The organism is Stetteria hydrogenophila, assembly GCF_054657575.1.
On the sequence record NZ_BAAHYL010000001.1, the window covers coordinates 181,090 to 194,754 of the forward strand.

Annotated in this window: 11 protein-coding genes and 1 tRNA gene; 4 read left to right on the forward strand and 8 right to left on the reverse strand. The window is 60.0% G+C overall.

All coding sequences use genetic code 11. From position 1 onward, the window contains the following. Positions 1-35: 35 nt before the first annotated feature. The 4 genes from ACYQ3J_RS00980 to glmS all read right to left on the reverse strand — a co-directional run bounded on the left by ACYQ3J_RS00980 (position 36) and on the right by glmS (position 6,446). Complete coding sequence (locus tag ACYQ3J_RS00980) at positions 36-650, reverse strand: ASCH domain-containing protein (protein ID WP_460123250.1); 615 nt, start codon at positions 648-650, stop codon at positions 36-38. A gap of 353 nt (positions 651-1,003) precedes the next feature. Next, entirely contained in the window at positions 1,004-3,217 is a 2,214-nt protein-coding gene (locus ACYQ3J_RS00985; RefSeq protein WP_460123253.1) for a bifunctional alpha,alpha-trehalose-phosphate synthase (UDP-forming)/trehalose-phosphatase, read from the reverse strand. A gap of 207 nt (positions 3,218-3,424) precedes the next feature. Continuing rightward, positions 3,425-4,576, reverse strand: a complete 1,152-nt coding sequence (locus ACYQ3J_RS00990) for a nucleotidyltransferase family protein (RefSeq protein ID WP_460123256.1) — start codon at positions 4,574-4,576, stop codon at positions 3,425-3,427. A gap of 25 nt (positions 4,577-4,601) precedes the next feature. After that, on the reverse strand, positions 4,602-6,446 hold the full coding sequence (glmS, locus tag ACYQ3J_RS00995) for a glutamine--fructose-6-phosphate transaminase (isomerizing) (protein WP_460123259.1): 1,845 nt from the start codon (positions 6,444-6,446) through the stop codon (positions 4,602-4,604). A gap of 175 nt (positions 6,447-6,621) precedes the next feature. Here glmS and ACYQ3J_RS01000 point away from each other — a divergent pair, with 175 nt between their 5' ends. After that, on the forward strand, positions 6,622-7,521 hold the full coding sequence (locus tag ACYQ3J_RS01000; RefSeq protein ID WP_460123262.1) for a VIT1/CCC1 transporter family protein: 900 nt from the start codon (positions 6,622-6,624) through the stop codon (positions 7,519-7,521). A gap of 63 nt (positions 7,522-7,584) precedes the next feature. Here the strand turns inward: ACYQ3J_RS01000 and tatC are convergent, their stop codons facing one another. Next, complete coding sequence (tatC, locus tag ACYQ3J_RS01005) at positions 7,585-8,466, reverse strand: twin-arginine translocase subunit TatC (RefSeq protein ID WP_460123266.1); 882 nt, start codon at positions 8,464-8,466, stop codon at positions 7,585-7,587. A gap of 115 nt (positions 8,467-8,581) precedes the next feature. Between tatC and ACYQ3J_RS01010 the strand changes: the two genes are divergently transcribed. Continuing rightward, positions 8,582-8,824: a Sec-independent protein translocase subunit TatA/TatB gene (locus ACYQ3J_RS01010; protein WP_460123270.1), complete on the forward strand. Its 243-nt coding sequence runs from the start codon at positions 8,582-8,584 to the stop codon at positions 8,822-8,824. A gap of 121 nt (positions 8,825-8,945) precedes the next feature. Here ACYQ3J_RS01010 and ACYQ3J_RS01015 read toward each other — a convergent pair whose 3' ends face one another. Further along, the gene (locus tag ACYQ3J_RS01015; protein ID WP_460123273.1) at positions 8,946-9,839 is read right to left on the reverse strand and encodes an NAD(P)-dependent oxidoreductase; all 894 of its coding nucleotides are present in this window, start codon (positions 9,837-9,839) and stop codon (positions 8,946-8,948) included. Between the two features lie 164 nt (positions 9,840-10,003). Between ACYQ3J_RS01015 and ACYQ3J_RS01020 the strand changes: the two genes are divergently transcribed. After that, positions 10,004-10,081 (forward strand) — tRNA-Asp (locus tag ACYQ3J_RS01020). A gap of 203 nt (positions 10,082-10,284) precedes the next feature. Further along, positions 10,285-11,250 carry an MBL fold metallo-hydrolase gene (locus ACYQ3J_RS01025; RefSeq protein ID WP_460123276.1) on the forward strand — a complete coding sequence of 322 codons (966 nt, stop codon included), beginning with the start codon at positions 10,285-10,287 and terminating at the stop codon, positions 11,248-11,250. Here ACYQ3J_RS01025 and ACYQ3J_RS01030 read toward each other — a convergent pair. Both ACYQ3J_RS01030 and ACYQ3J_RS01035 read right to left on the reverse strand, forming a co-directional pair. After that, positions 11,247-12,014 carry a hypothetical protein gene (locus tag ACYQ3J_RS01030; RefSeq protein WP_460123279.1) on the reverse strand — a complete coding sequence of 256 codons (768 nt, stop codon included), beginning with the start codon at positions 12,012-12,014 and terminating at the stop codon, positions 11,247-11,249. The two genes, ACYQ3J_RS01025 and ACYQ3J_RS01030, sit on opposite strands and share 4 nt — an antisense overlap. A 245-nt stretch (positions 12,015-12,259) precedes the next feature. After that, the gene (locus ACYQ3J_RS01035) at positions 12,260-13,660 is read right to left on the reverse strand and encodes an NADH-quinone oxidoreductase subunit N (RefSeq protein ID WP_460123282.1); all 1,401 of its coding nucleotides are present in this window, start codon (positions 13,658-13,660) and stop codon (positions 12,260-12,262) included. Between the last annotated feature and the right edge of the window lie 5 nt (positions 13,661-13,665).

Below are 13,665 nucleotides of genomic sequence, written 5' to 3' on the forward strand. Positions count from 1 at the left end.
ACCGTCCTATCCCCGGGGGGAGTTACTGCTGCACGCTATTTAGAGGGTCTCACCCCTATTAGCCTCCTTGCGCGGAGTACCCTAAGCACCCTCCTCAGGGTCTTCCTCACCCTCCACCTCTTGCCTATGCTTCCATAGAGTCTCTGAGTGGTCATCCTGATGCTGTTGGTCCTAGTTAGGTCCTCGAGTATCTTGACATCCTCCTCTTCAAGCTCGTCCCTAAGGTATCTCAGGGCGAGCCTGGCTATATCCGCGGGCTCCAAGCCGTGGTAGGGATCCTCCGGGGGGAGGTCGTCCAGCCTCTGAACCACGTCAAGGTGGAGTATCGTAACTACATCGTCGCTCTTCACATCCCCGTAAACCCTTCTAAGAGCCTCAATCATCTCCTCAACGCTTTGGAAGCCGTCCCTCCTAGCGTCCTCGTCGGTGAGCTCGGAGACACGCTTATACTCCACTTTAACTATGCGGGCCTTAGCGACGGGCCTCCCATGGCCGTGTATTATGACCTCGCTATACTTGGGCTTGAAAACCCCGAGCCTCACCGTGGTCGTCTTAGCCCCCTCAAGAAGCTTGTCAACATAAACCCCCTTCATCATCAAGTGGCGCCCGATGAACTTGACCCGAGCCCCGCCTCCCCCCTCGCCAGCCATTCCACGCACCCTTCAATCCTTGAAACCGGTGGAACTGCAAATACAGTTATACCCTACGCCTCCTCACCTTCTGCTAGCTGAGGAGCTGCGGCGCGGTGAACGCTTTCGCCCCCAGCTGCAAAGCTAAACTCTTCGTGGGGGCGCTACGACCCGGGCAATCGTCCCGGGGATGAGTGGGGGCCAAAGCGGTAAGCGCCGCAGCTTAACGCTGCAGGGCTTCACTAGTTCTAGTTTTGGTTGAGACTATTAGCCTACTAATGGGATGGAGAGATCCCTACACCTCCAGAGAGGGGCTTGCAGAGGTAAGGCCCCTACCGTAGAACGGCAGTGACAACGGGAAAGTTGGCCAGGAGTTAACTTTCGTTTTCATTCTTTTCTTCACAGGCCTGGATTATCGCTTCGAGGAGTTTTCTAACCTCTACGTGATTTCTAAGGTTATAACGGGCATTGGAGGGTTCTAGCCCTACTCGTATAGTGTAAGCTTTAGGCGGTAACGCAGCGAACATTTCCTCATCCGTCTTGTCGTCACCTATTGCTAGTATGGCGTCCCACTTTCCCTCTTGTATCAGCCTGAGTACTGCTCTGTCTTTTCCTATGCCTGCGCTACGTATCTCTATTACCTTTTTGCCTTCTAACACGTCTAGGTTAAAGCTAGCTAGCAGGCTCAGTAGAACATCCTTTAACTCCTTTGCTCTAGCTTCTCCGAGATCAGTTCTAACCCTCCTATAATGCCAGGCTATGGAGTAGTCTTTCTCCTCTATAAATGATCCCGGCGTTCTCTCAACATACATTTCTAGTATCCGCCTAACCTCCTTCTTCCACTCAGCACTCACAGGCTCTATGAGCGTCCACTCTCCCCTCCTCCTCTTAATCCATGCCCCGTGCTCAGCTACCAAGGTTATGTCAAGACCATTAAACCACCGTGAAAGCGTGCCCCTATCCCTACCACTAATAACTACTACCTCTACTCCAGGGAGAGACGCAAGCTTGGAGAGTATTTGCAGCAATTCCTTATCTGGCTCAGACTTATCTGGCGCATCCCTTATAGGTACTAGCGTTCCATCGTAGTCTAGTAGTAGGAGCTTGTTTTCCGCCCTGCAGAACTTTTCTGCAAGCTCCTCCAAGGCATTACTACTTAAGACCCTGGCCTTCAGCTTCTCCTGCTCATTTTTAACATGAAGTAGCCTTTTAAGGAAGTCATCGGCCCATCTGTGGACGTTGTACTTGCGTACGCGTTCCCTCATGGAATGCATTCTCTCAGCTTTCTCCTTCTTACTCATTTTTAGCGCTTCGCGAATAGCGGCAGCTATTTCATTGACATCATTGGGATTCACTATTATAGCTTCTACAAGCTCCTCTGCTGCACCGGCGTTTTCACTTAGTATTAGTACTCCATTTCCATCTGCTTTAGCTGCAACGTACTCTTTGGCTACTAGGTTCATGCCATCCCGTAAAGGCGTAATTAGAGCTATGTCTGCAACTTGGTATAGTGCTAGTAAGTCTTCGGAGGGCACGTATTTGTAAATGTATACTATCGGGTTCCAGTTAAGCGTCGAGAATTTTCCATTAATCTCGCCTACTAGTTTATCGATCTCCCTCTTCAGCTTCACGTACTCTCGGACACCAGTCCTAGATGGAGACACCAATAAAACCAGTACTATCTTACCTATATAATCAGGGTTTTTCTCAAGGAATACACGGTACGCTTTAAGCCTTTGAGGGATCCCCTTGGTGTAGTCGAGCCTGTCAACCGAGAGTATCAAGTGTAAGCCTTCGAATATCCTCTCATATTTTCTTTTCTTCTCCCTAACCTCGTCTCTCGCAAGTGCGCTGGTGAAACCGTCAAAATCTATGCCCATAGGGAAGGCATCTACTAGCACTATTCTCCCGTTAAAACGTATTCTTCCAAGCGCGTTCTCTAAGCCTAGCAGGCTACGGACGGCACTCAGGAAGTGTCTTACATAGTCGTAGGAATGGAAGCCTACAAGGTCAGCGCCCAGTATTCCCTGGAGTATCTCTGTTCTCCAAGGTAAAAGCTTGAATATCTCAGAGGAGGGAAATGGTATGTGGAGGAAGAAGCCTATCGAGGCGTCTTCTCCTAGCTCGCGTCGCAGCATCTCTGGTAGTAGCATTAAGTGGTAGTCATGTATCCAAATGATATCTCCGGGCCTATACACCTTTAAGACTTCTTCAGCATACAATTTATTAACATCCTTGTATGCTTTCCAAAACCTTTCCTCAAAGCTAGCTTTCTCCGGGAAGTAATGGAATAGAGGCCATATAGTACTATTACAGAACCCGTGGTAGAAGTCCTCTATATCGCTGCGGGATAAGAATATGGGATAGAGGTTGCGGGATGCTAGAGACTCCTCAATCTCCCTTCTTTCACCCCAGCTTAATTCATCCAACGAGACGCCGGGCCAGCCAATCCAGATACTATGCCGCCTAGCATGTATAGCTGACAGGCCTGTAGCCAAACCGCCTGTACTAGGCTTTAATACTAGTTTCCCTTCCACTTTCTTTACGCGCACTGGAAGCCTATTAGATACCAGTATTAGCTTTGACATTACCCTGCTACCCCCTTTAAATCATGCTACCAATGCACTATAATCATGTAGGACGCAATCCACTAAAATATTTGTGTAATTGCGCGTTTTAAAAGTCTCCTAAATTACATTAATAACATAAATTATATTACTATTTGCTATTTTATTTCGGGGTGTCCATGCATAACCGAATTCCTCGTCAGCATCTTGGGGTTGCGGGTATCCGCTTTAGTGGTCTCCAATCACTTTTCCTTCACTCTCAACGGTGTGAGGCTTCACGTGCTCGCGTGGCGCTACTATCACGCCTAGCTCTATGTCTGCCCCGACGCCTTCCACCACGGGCCTCAGCCGCTGGGGCAACCTGACTGGCCTGCCTGCAGCGAAGACGCTAAGCGGGCCGATGGCGGCGCCTTCGCCTATAATGCTGCTTTCAATAACGCAGCCAGCGCCCACCCGTGCCGACTCCATTACCAGGCTGCCTTTAACCACTGAGTTGGGGCCGATGATTGCGCCGGCTTCAATCACCGCGGGGCCTTTGACCACTGCGCCGGCCTCCACCCGCGCCCCTCTACCTATGTACACGGGACCCTCTACCACGGCGTTCTCCTCTATAACAGCCTTGCCGGGCATGGAGACCTGGCCCGTGAGGGCCGCGCTTCTGGCAACCTCCGCCTCCGGGGAGATGATGTGCCCAGCTAGTTTCAGGACCACCCTCTGGGCTGCGAGGAGGTCCCACGGGTAGCCTACTTCAACCCAGTCCCCGCCCCAGACGACTCCTCCCACTACTCCGTCCTGGGCCAGGCTGTTTACTAGGCCTATGAACCCCCCAGTCTCGCTCGCCCTCCGCAGGGCGCTGACCGAGCCCACCACGACCCCTGCAAAGACGTAGCCCGGGGCTTGGGGGACCTTCTTCACGTCGAAGGGGTCGTACATCCTCTTAACCCTGCCCGAGGGCTCCATATCCACGAAGCCGTAGGTCTCCAACCCCGTCACCACGGGGACCACACTCATCACGATGGAGTAGCCGCTGCTCGAGTAGAAGTCGAGGGCGTAAACGGAGATGCCCCTAGGCGCCGCGAGGAACCCGGTGAGGGCCACCAGCACTGTTTCATGGCTCCTCTCCGCGGCGTACTCCACCGCTGTCCTGAAGGCTGAGTCGAAGCCTGGCCCCTTCTGGGGTACAGCCTTCACCCCCTCAACCCTATGGAGCCACTCCTCCCGCGTCACAACCACTACTTCGTCAACGCCTGCCCTCTCGAGCTCCTCGACAGAGTAGCGGTAGAGCGGCTTCCCTGCAAGCTTGATGAAGGGCTTCGGAGTCTCGGAGCTGAGGGGCTTAAGCCTCTCCCCCTTACCCCCCGCGAGCACCGCGCCAAGCAAGCCCTAGCACACCCCTCGCTGCGGGCTACTCCACGGTCACGGTCTTCGCCAGGTTCCTGGGCTTATCCGGGTCATACCCCCTCGCCACCGCCGTGTAGTAGGCGAGGAGCTGGAACGGGGGTATGAGCGTGAACGGCTCTAGCACCAGGGCCCCACCAGTGGGGGGCATGTTGTAGACCGTCGCCGCGCCCCTTGGGATCTCCAGCTCTAAATCCGAGGGCTTGAATACCCTGACGACCGCGCCCCTGCTCGCCATCTCCAGGGCGTTGCCGGCCACCTCTGGAGAGTCGCTCGTGGCTATGATGAAGACTGGGAACCCGTCCTCAACCAGGGCTATGGGGCCGTGCTTGCTCTCTCCAGCCGGGTACGCCTCAGCGTGGAGATACGCTATCTCCTTAACCTTGAGCGCCGCCTCCATGGCTAGGAGGGATCCCAGCCCCCTGCCCAGTATGTAGAGGCTCCGCCTGTCCATGCTCGACGAGAGGCTCCTCGATATGGCGTCACCCACCTTAATGCTCTCAGCCGCAACCTCGGGCGCCCTCTCTAGGGCCCTCCTGACCCCCGCCGCCTCGCCCTCGAGCAGCCTGCCCGTCGAGAGGCCCGCCTCCACCGCGAGCAGAGTCAAGGCTAGGACCTGGGATAGGTAGGTCTTCGTCGCCGCCACGCCTATCTCCGGCCCCGCCCTGGTGTAGATAGTGTAGTCGCTCTCCCTGTCGAGAGCGCTCCCGACGACGTTCGTGACCCCCACTATTCTAGCGCCCAGCCTCTTGTACTCCCTCACGAGCTCGAGCGTGTCAAACGTCTCCCCACTCTGGCTCACAGCAACCACAACATCGCCCTCCCCCACCGCCCCAGCGTAGCGTTTAGCCTCACTAGCCACGACGGGCACCGCGGCCCTCCCAGCCATCCTCGCGAGCATGTACGCGAATACGAGGCCGGCGTGGTAGCTCGTCCCGGCCCCCGCCACGTAGACCACGCGGGCGCCGGCAACCGCGTCCGCCGCAGCCCTCACCGCCGGGTCCTCGAGGACTCCGTTGAGGGTGTCCCTGAGGGCCTGCGGCTGCTCGTATATCTCCTTTATCATGAAGTGCGGGTAGCCCGCCTTGCTCGCCGCCTCCGGCGTCCACTCGACAATCTTAACCCTGGCCAGCACGTCGGCCTCCGGGACCTCTATGTACCCACTCTCGGTCATCCTGTACAGCTTCACCCTGCCGGGCTCTATCCACCCGAACTCCCCGTCCTCGACTACAACCACCCGCCTAGTGACCTCGAGCAGTGCCGGTATGTCGCTGGCCACAGCGTTGCCCTGGTCCCCCAAGCCCAGGATTAGCGGGCTCTTCATCCTGGCGAAGTATATCCGCCCCGGCTCCCTGGAGGTGACTAGTGCTATGGCGTAGCTCCCCGTAAGCTTCCCCAGAGCGTAGGCTAGGGCCTCCACCATGTCGCCAGTAGACTTGAACCCCTCCTCCACGAGGTGGGCGATAACCTCCGTGTCGGTCTCGCTGCGGAGCCTATGCCCCCTCGCCTCGACCTCGGCGCGCAGCGAGGCGTAGTTCCTTATGACCCCGTTATGCACTACTGCGATTGACTCCGTGCAGTCGGTGTGGGGGTGAGCATTCACATCACTCGGCGCCCCGTGGGTCGCCCAGCGCGTGTGCCCCAGGCCGCAGGATCCCCTGAGGGAGTCGAGGTCGAACCTCCTCTTGAGCCTCTCAATGGCGCCCACGCTCTTCCTAACAGCCAACCCCTCAGGCCCGACGACGGCGATGCCGGCGCTGTCATACCCCCTGTACTCCAGCCTCTCAAGCCCCCTGACTAGTAGCGGCACAACATTGCCGTCTCTGAGCGTTACACCTATAATTCCACACAAGAGGCAGGCACCGACCCATCTAACCCTCCAGGAGGCTAAAAGCCGGTGTTTTAGAGTATTCGCCTCTCAAGCCAGAGGGAACCTAGCCGGGAGAGTTTGAGGCCACGCCTCCGCCGCGCCGGCTTTTAAAACTGGAGTATGGGGAAACCCGCCAAAGAACCCCGGGTGCCCGGCGGTGCCTGGTCAAACGCTTGACGTTAAGAAGATGGCGCAGGAGTTCTGCCGGGACGAGTACCGTGATTACTTGATCTATAGCCTCCTGGCTAGGCACGAGAAGGATGAGGCTAGGAGGGCTATCCTCGAGAAGCTGGCTAGCGACGAGTATAGGCATTACCAGTTTTGGAGCAAGCTCGCAGGCGGGTGCAGCGTTGAGCTATCACGGCTTGAGGCCAGGCTAATACTCTTGATGAGGAGGCTCTTCGGCCTCGTCTTCACTCTGAAGCTTCTCGAGAGGGGGGAGGAGTCAACGGTAGAGGCTTACAAGAAGATGCTGGACGTCTTGCCTGAGGAGTACAGGGAGGAGCTGAGGCAAATAATAAAGGATGAGGAGGAGCACGAGGTCAAGATTATAGAGGGGATCGAGGAGAAGATAGTCAAGTACATGGCTTTCGTGGCGCTAGGCCTCGCCGACGCCATAGTTGAGGTGACGGGGGTACACGCGGGCTTCCTAGGCTACAGCGCGACCACTATCATAGCGGGCGTTGCAGGCCTTGTTGTCGGCTTCAGCGCCTCGATCTCAATGGCTTCAGCGGCGTACATACAGGCCAAGGAGGTTGAGGGGAGGAACCCCTTAACCTCGGCCCTGGCGACGGGTCTGGGCTACATTGTAGCAGTCGTGTTAATGGCGCTACCCTACTTCCTCACTGACAGCATGAAACTAGCCTTCACGTCATCACTACTAATCGGGCTGGCGATAGTCGCCATGTTCACCTTCTACTCGAGCGTGGTCGGAGGGCCGGAGAGGACTTTCCTGCGCGAGTACCTCGAAACAGCCGGGGTAATGATGGGGACGGCGTTCGGGTCATACCTCTTCGGAGAGGCTCTCAGGAGCATCTTCGGAGTGCCAATAACCTAGCACCTCCCAGACGGGCGCCAGCCGCTGGCCCCGCGGCGGCTAGGGCACCTTAGCCTGCCAGTGTTACTGTTGAGACTCGACGCCAGCCGTGGGGGCTCCTGCTTCTACGGCCCTCTCCGCGCCCTCGGCTTTAGCGGATGCACGCTTCTTCTTAGCGAGATTCCTCTCGCCCAGCTTCACGGCCGCCACGAGGAGGAGGTAGTAGGGGATAGCCAGCATTAGCATGCCCAGGCCGGTGGGGTCGGGGCTTATAATGGCGCCGAGGATTAGGGACGCTATGAAGGCGTACTTCATACCGTTTCCTTTGAACACCTCTATCCCGACTATCTCGTAGACTATGAGGATGTAGATTACTAGGGGGATCTCGAACATAACCCCCGTGGCGATGAGCAGTTTAACTATGAGCGTGAAGAGCCTTCCAATGTCTGAGAATGCTACTAACCCGTGGTTCCCGGCAACTATCACGCTCATTATGAAGAGGAACCTCATGACCCAGGGTATGAATATAAAGTACGCAATAGCGACGCCGAGGGCGAAGAGGCCGATCGCCACCAGGGAGTACTTTTTAAGCGCCTCCCTCTCATGCTTGTAGAGAGCCGGGCCGATGTAGGCTATCAGCTCCCTCGCTATAACCGGGGAGGCTCCGAGGACCCCGAGGAGTATCGTTGACTGGAAGAGTATGTTGAAGCCCGCGAACGGGCTGTACTGCGCAAGCTGGATAGTGTACGTTCTACCCATAAACGTGACGTTCTGGGGGACGAGGCGCTCGAGGAGCAGCCTGGGCAAAGCGTTGACTAGGGGGATGTAGGGGGACAGGCTGTAGGGCAGTGCCGAGAGGACTAGTGCTGCAACGAAGACCGCGGTGAGGATCCTCTTCAGCCTAATACTAAGCTCAACCACGTGGTCCCACAGAGGCTCCTCCGGCAGCTCCTCATCCTCCGGCAAGCCGATCCAACCCTGTCTCCAGCCTACTTCCTGGGTGGAATCCCTATATCCAGGGCGCACACAAATTTTATTAAATGCAGCCGGCGTCTTAGACTAGACCGGGGTGTGAAGGGTCGTGCCTATAGGCCCCTTCCAGACCAGCGAGTTGCTGATAATATTTCTAATCATAGTAATCCTGCTGGGGCCCAGGAAGCTGCCAGAGCTCGCTAGGGCTCTAGGTGAGGCGGTCAGCGAGTTCAAGAAAGCCGCTCAGGGAGCGAACAAGCCGGTGAGTGAGGCCAAGCAGACCGTCGAAGAGGTTAAGAAGAGCGTGGAGTCCCCCGTCGTCGAGGTTATAGAGGAGACCAAGAAGAAGTAAGCGGCCAACGTACCTCTACTTAACCTCTTGTTTCTAGCCTTCAAGCTAAGGGGTATAGGCGGTCCTGCCTCTAGGATTCAATACGGCCCGCCTGGCTCGGTCTTGCGGTGAACCCGCTGCTCTACGGCTTGCCGCCCTCGCTCTTTCCCCTGGGCTTCAGCATGGAGATCAGCATCTTGGCTATGCTCGTGTAGTCGTGGCTGGCGTAGCCCAGCGCCGAGGCTAGCGTGTAGGCCTGGGCGGCTGCGGTGGAGACTAGGGCGGGGATCCCGGCCTCCCTGAGCGTTCTGGAGGCGTATTCCGCGTCCTTCGCTGCCAGCCTGGCCTCGAAGCTGGCCTTCGACTCTTCTGAGAGCATTCTTGGCAGGTACTTCTCCGTGAAGCCGGCGAAGACTGTGCCGGAGGTTACCTCCCTGAAGACGCCCGGCTCCAGGCCGTAAGCCTCCAGCAGCGCGAGGGACTCCGCCGCTGCGGCGATTGACGAGATGAGAAGGTTGTTGTAGGCCAGCTTGGCCGCTGCAGCCGCGGCGGGATCCTCGCCCAGGGGTACTATGCGGGTGGATAGGGCGTCTAGGACGGGCCTAGCCCTGTCCAGGCAAGCCCTCCTGCCGGCGGCTAGGATTATGAGCTCGCCGCTCCTAACCTTGCCGGGGCCCCCTAGGACTGGGGCGTGGAGGAAGCACGCGCCCCTCGACTCGAGGAGCGCCCCCACCGCCCTTGCAGTCTTCGGAGTGATCGTGGACATTTCAATGTAGACGAGACCCCCTCCCCCGGGGATCCTGGAGGCGACGGACATCACCGCGTCATCGTCGGCTAGGAATGAGATGGCATACTCCGCGAAGCCGGCAGCCTCCTCGACGCTCCCAGCCACGCGGGCACCGATCCTCCGCGCCAGCGCCTCAGCCTTCTCTCGGGTCCGGTTCCACACGACAACGTCGAAGGACAGGGATGCAAGCCTCTCGGCGGCAGCTGACCCCATCCGGCCGGCTCCCAGGACGGCAACCCTCCCCGCCACGACGGCGCCCCCCCAGAGCTGGCTCCCCCGGGGACTATTAGGAGTACGCCGTTACAGCCGGCAAGCGGCTCCGGGGCTCCGGGGGTGCCCGGCTTAATGGCTGAGCACCGCCAAGCCGGGGAAACAAAAATAAACCGCGCCGAGACTAGGAGCCTCCCGGCAGCGCCGCGGTAGTATAGCCTGGCCTAGTATGCGGGCCTGTCAAGCCCGTGACCCGGGTTCAAATCCCGGCCGCGGCGCCACCTCCTCCAACACTCAACCCTGGGGGTTCAACGCGCGCCTGCTAGAGGGGACTCCCCGCTTACAGGGGCCCGCCAGCCCCACGCCAAGCCTTAACTGGCGGGTTCCGGGTGGGGAGTGGGTTTAAGCTGGCATCCACGCCTCTCCTCTAGGCTATGGGCCTTAACCAACCTTCCTGCCCCGGCTAGGGCAGGGTGGTGCTGGGGTGGGCGTTGGGGTTACCGAGAAGGGCGCCATACTGCTGGGCAGGCACTTCACGGTCGATGGGCCCGCTGAGAGGCTTGTCAGGGTCGTGACTCACGCCCACAGCGACCATATGGTGGGGCTGGGTTTTAGCGTTAGGCGCAGCGCGTTCGTAGCCGCTACCCCGACGACTCACAGGTTCCTGGAGGTGCTCGGGCAGGGGGTTCCTCCGGGTAAGAGGCTCGAGCTGCCCTACGATAAGCCCGTCGAGTTCGACGGCGAGGTTCTGGTGCTGAAGCCTGCGCGCCACATCGCCGGGAGCGCCCAGGTCCTCGTTGAGACGAGGGATGGCAGCTACGGCTACACGGGCGACTTCAAGATGCCCGGGACTCCCCCCATGAAGGGGCTCGACGTCTTGGTTGTCGACGCCACCTACGGGAGTCCAAGGCTTGAGAGGAGGTGGGGGGAGTGGGACGCTATATCCGCGTTGATGGAGATCATTGAGAGGGAGAAGAGGAGGGGCCCCGTCTGGATCTACGGCTACAACGGGAAGCTCCAAGAGATAATAGTGGAGCTGAGGAGGCGGGGGTTGAAGGACGATATTTTCACCGACGCCCAGACCCTGGCCCTGGCTAGGATAGCGGCGGAGTTCTACGGCGAGCCCCTTGGCAACGTTAGGCTCTTGAGCCACGACGCCGAGTGGGGGATCATCATGGTCCACTACTCCAGGTTCAGCGAGTACAGGAGGAGGCCCGGGGCGCACGTACTCCTAACGGGCTGGGAGCTCTCGGCGCCGGCTAGGAAGAGCGGCGGGAACGTCTACAGGGTTTCATTCAGCGACCACGCGTCGTTCTCCGAGATAATAGAGTACATCGACGAGGCGAGGCCTGGAAGGGTTGTGATCGACGCTGTCAGGAGTAAGACCGCCCACCTCACGGCTAAGTACGTGGAGAGGAGGCTGGGGATCCCCGCGCAGGCCATGCCCTAGCCGCCCTGCCCGCTGGGGAGGTACGCCCTGAATCTCTCGGCCCTCAGGGCTATGAGTGGGAGGAGGCTCCTCGGCGCCTTGATGGATGGGTCGAGGATCACCCTCCACGCCGACCCGCAGGCCTGACAGTAAGCGAGGCCCACCCTCCCCTGCGCGTCGGTGAACACGCCTATGAATCGCCTGTCCCTGTTGCCGCAGTAAGGGCAGAACGCCTCCTCGCCCACGAGCCACTCGTAGAAGCAGTAGGGGCAAACCATGCGGTACCCGTCCCCCTTCCTCACCATCAAGTCCGAGACGCCGCCGCACACCGGGCACACAGCGCTACCCCGCCTCTCGACGCCGTGCTCCTCCTCATACGCCCTCGCATAGGCCCTAAGGGCCCCCTGAGTGGCCACGAACGCCACCCTCTCCACATCCCCAACCTCGCCGGCGGCGAGCCTTGCAAGCGCCGCGCCGTAGTCCACCTCCCCCCACGCAGCCGCGCCGCCCACGCCCAGCCTCGACGCCGCCGCCCCAGCAAGCCTGCCCAGGAGGCCATCAGCCTCAACCCTCTCGATGAACCCCTTCAAGTCAAGCCCCCGCTTCACCGCCTCCCGGGCCCTCGGGAGCAGCTCCTCCTCAACCAGCAGCTCGGCCTCCTCCACCCTCAGCGCGTAATCCCTGTCAAACTTGACTCCCGCGAGGTGGCCGTAGCGATCCAGGGCCTCGCGGAACTCCTCAAGCCTGCCCTCAACCCCTCCCCCATCTTCCTCTCCAACAGCCAAGCCGGCCACCCCTAGGCAAGGCTACACCCTCTGGAGCCGCGCGTGCCTGCAGCAATATCCGCGGCTCTCAACGCCCACCCAGCGCGGGGGTGCAAGCGCTTCCAGCACGGCGCCTCGCAAGCCCCCTCAAGCCGGGGGGCGCGGGTGCCGCGGCGTCAAGGAGGGGGCTATGTCTGCCCCCGGGGATCCCGGGGGTGCTTGGAGCCTGCCGGCTGGTGGGGGTTCTGGTGGCGAGGATACACCTCTCAGGGCGTGGAGGCGGCGAGGAGTGCCGGCGCGATGAGGCCTAGGGCTGTGGTGGCTAGGGCTGCCGCCGTGATTGCCCTCCTGAGGCTGCTGCTCGGGGCCCCTGGCTCCCCCTCGCGGCTCCATAGCTCCCTTACGGCTGGGATGTAGTAGGCGGCGCTTACTCCGCTGTTGACTAGGAACGCGACGGCGAGTAGCGGGGAGTACTTGATGACGGCTAGTAGCATGTAGAGCTTGCCCCAGAAGCCTAGGAGGGGGGGCACGCCTAGGAGGCTGAGGAGGAGGATTCCCGCCGAGGCGGCCGTGTAGGGGTCTCTCCCCGCTAGGCCCCTGAGCCTCTCGAGGCTGCCCCCCAGCTCCCCCGCCATGGGGAATAGCGTGGACTTGGCGAGGGCGTAAGCCGTGGCGTGGAGTGCAACCGCTCCAAGGGCCAGCGCCGCCTCCTCCGGGTTGGCGGCCTGCAGGTACGCCAGGCCGGCGAGCGCTGCGAGTATGTAGCCCACGTGGGCTATGCTGCTGTAGGCCAGGATCCCCCTCAGGTCCCTCGTGGTCAAAGCGGCCAGGTTCCCGTAGGTCATCGTGGCCACGGAGAGGGCGGCGAGTAGCGGGGCTAGCTGGGGCGTGGCGGAGTAGATGCAGTGGGCGAGGAAGGCTATGAAGCCCAGCTTCACCGCCGAGTCAATGAACCCCATCACTCTGCCGTCGGCCCTGGCGTACACGCTGGGGAGCCACCAGTGGAAGGGCACGATGCCGAGCTTGAAGCCCACGCCTGCGAGGAGGAGCGTGGAGGCTACAATAGTCAACCCGCCGGGCGGGCAGGTGGCTAGGTCCATCCAGCCCTCAAGGGACGCCGTGGAGGCTATGCCTGCGTGGATGGCGACCCACATCGCCAGGAGGAGGGTGGCCGCCAGCCCGACTAGGACGTATCTGACAGCCGCCGCCCTGCTAGCAGAGTCCCCCGGCGCCGAGGTCATCACGTAGCTCGCCACCGATACGAGGAGCCACGCCGCGAGGAAGGCGAGGGCGTCCGCCGAGCCCGCCACGTAGTAGAGGCCGTAGAGGGCGAGGGGCACGAGGCCGTAGAAGGCTGGGTACGTCGGCCACCTGTCGGGGGCCTCGCCGGAGGCCCACAGAGCCAGCAAGCCTACCACTCCAGCTGAAACGAGCATGAAGGCCGTGAATGCGTTATGGACTACAAGCCCTCCGTGGAAGGACACCGGGCCACCCTGCACGGCGTAGGCCAGCACGAGCGCCGAGGACAAGGCCGCGGCGGCGCCAACGGCTGCAAGCGGCCTAGCCGCCCCCCTCCACCCCAAGAGGCACGCTATGGGCACGGCCAGGGAGGCGGCTAGAGCCAGGTGGATGAGGGCCAGGCTAGCCTCCGCCGGGCTCAACGCCACCACCC